The organism is Actinomycetes bacterium, from assembly GCA_036510875.1.
Classification (GTDB): Bacteria; Actinomycetota; Actinomycetes; order Prado026; family Prado026; genus DATCDE01.
Genome location: DATCDE010000185.1, coordinates 1 through 2,163 on the forward strand (window position 1 = coordinate 1; position 2,163 = coordinate 2,163).

Sequence of the window (2,163 nt, forward strand, 5' to 3'; positions counted from 1 at the left end):
ACGGCCGACCGACCCGCGGGTCGAAGAACGGCACGAACGAAGCGAAGAACGCCGGGTCGTCCAGCATCGTGTCGACCCGAGCCAACTCATCCGGTAGCCGCAGCAGTTCCTCCGGCCACACCGACTCCCACAACGACGGCTAATCGCCCACGGGACGAAACACGATGGCCTCGATCCCTTCTAACCCAAGGGTTCGGGGCCATCCTCTCGATCACCAGACCGCCGGAAGCGCACCGCCAAGCCCCGACTTCTTCAGGTCGAAGCAGCTAGGACCTCGCCGTCCTAGCGTTGCGGGCGAGCGCAATCTCGGCGTCTGCGTCAAGAGGTCCCGCGCCGCGCGGGTCGTTTCGAGGAGCACGGCTTTTCGCCGCGAAGGCTTGGGGGGTCCGCCATCCGGCCCCGCTCCCGCTGCGGGATCCTCACTGGCGACCGACCCCCCGTGGCGGTGGTGCTGACCGTCTGCTGGTAGCCGTCCGGGTACGAGCGAGTGCGGGAGTCCGGTCAAGTCGGTCGTGGTCGTGGTCTTGTCCGGCCACCGCCCCGCCGACAGCAGGGCCCTCGACCGGCGCGGCCGCCTCAGCGCGTTTGATCTCGCGCTGCGAGGTGCCGCGCCCGAGACTCCTGATGACTTCAATGACAGCCTTGAAGACGTTCATCGTTACCCCCTTCCGGGGGTTGCCTTGCCGAAAGCCAGGCACGGTCTTCCGCACCCGGCGAAGCGCCACGGTTCAGCGACGGCAGGAACCTTCGACGGTTCTCACTGTCTCGCACGAGCTGCTGTGTCCGGAGCCTTCCCCTCCGGAACCCGATGGCGGGTCGGGCAGCGAGCTGTTCACCCGAAACGGAGGACGATTCCACTGTACGCGCATCACCGCCGACGGTCGTCGGACCGCCTTGTCGCCGGGTCCTGCCACGTCCCGTTCCTCGGGGTCCGACTAGGGTCTCTTGGAAGGGTCAGGGGGACACCGAATGACGACCAGCTACTTCACGTCCAGCGCTTACACGCCGCCGGCGCTGCTGCGCCGCACCGAGTACGTCGATGAGGCTTTCGTCAACGGCGAGTGGCAGCCCACCAAGGCGATCAGCCACTGGCAGGTCGGCCAAGACGACTCGGTGGAGCCGGTCAGCGGGGAGCAGGCACGCGCGTTCGCCCCCGAGGCATTCTCGGACTGACGCAACGTCTCGCGAGCGAGACCTGCATCCGGGCCCGCGGACGTGCAACACGCTGGCGGAAGGCGCGTCCCCGCTGGGGGGGGCGTTCTGTCATTATGTGGACCGTCCGCAACCCGCACGCTCTGCGCGGATATCACCCACGCCCGGTCAAGCTGGTTCCCCGCGGACCCGACCGCGTCCGGCGACTCCTGCACCCTGAGCGCTCACTCCGGCCCGTGCACTAGGTCGCCCTGGATCCGTGCCGTCGGCAGATCGGAGTCGTGCGTTCTGAGTCAGTCGTGCCTGCGTTCAGGTGCCGGCCGGTGGCGTCTGGTCCGCCGCGCGTGCAGGCGCAGCTGGGTGACGCGGGCGATCCCGGCGATAGCTACCACCACACCTCCACCGACCGCGGCGATGAACAGCGCCATCCCCAGTGACAGGGAGCCGGAGAATCCGAGGTACTGGACTTCGACGCGTGTGGGGTTCTGCAGAATGAACACGATGAGCATGACCAGCAGCAGCAGCGCCGCAGCGGTGGCCACCCAGACGGCGCTGGCTCTCGTGAACCGTGGAGCGCGGGCCGGCGGATTGACTCCAGCCGCGGAGACAGGCGAGGCATCCGGCGGCTGCTGTGGTGGCAACGAGGTCGGATCCGATGCGGTCGGATCTGTCGTCACGACATGCGCCTCCACTCGGATCCGCCCCTGACCCGTTCGGAGTCTACGACCGGTGGACCAGCCGCAGGCCCGCTTCTCCACCACCGTGACCGCCGACTCCGGCGAGAACGGCGGCGCGCGGCTCGCGGGTCCACTCAGCCACCTGACAGGTTCTGGGTCCATGGGCGGTTGCCGGGGCGGGTGTCGGGTTCAGAGCCAAGGGTGCGGATGGGCGGCGGCCCGGCCCTGGAAGGAGAGGATCTTCGGGTTGTGGATGACACCGGCGCGGATCTCGATGGCCAGCCGGATGGTGGGGTCGGCGTCCCAGGCGGCGGGGCCGTCCATCACGGTGCGC

3 protein-coding genes are annotated in these 2,163 nt (G+C 68.6%); 1 reads left to right on the top strand and 2 read right to left on the bottom strand.

The window, feature by feature from the left end; genetic code table 11:
• Positions 1-969: 969 nt before the first annotated feature.
• Positions 970-1,173: a hypothetical protein gene (locus tag VIM19_10755; protein ID HEY5185360.1), complete on the top strand. Its 204-nt coding sequence runs from the start codon at positions 970-972 to the stop codon at positions 1,171-1,173.
• A gap of 272 nt (positions 1,174-1,445) precedes the next feature.
• Here VIM19_10755 and VIM19_10760 read toward each other — a convergent pair whose 3' ends face one another.
• Both VIM19_10760 and VIM19_10765 read right to left on the bottom strand, forming a co-directional pair.
• Positions 1,446-1,694, bottom strand: a complete 249-nt coding sequence (locus tag VIM19_10760) for a lipopolysaccharide assembly protein LapA domain-containing protein (GenBank protein ID HEY5185361.1) — start codon at positions 1,692-1,694, stop codon at positions 1,446-1,448.
• 324 nt (positions 1,695-2,018) lie between these two features.
• Positions 2,019-2,163: alanine dehydrogenase (locus tag VIM19_10765; GenBank protein ID HEY5185362.1), on the bottom strand; the 145-nt coding region annotated here is incomplete at its 5' end.

Coding starts and splice junctions, on each gene's coding strand:
- VIM19_10755 (HEY5185360.1), top strand. CDS start 970: ATGACGACCAGCTACTTCACGTCCAGCGCTTACACGCCGCCGGCGCTG.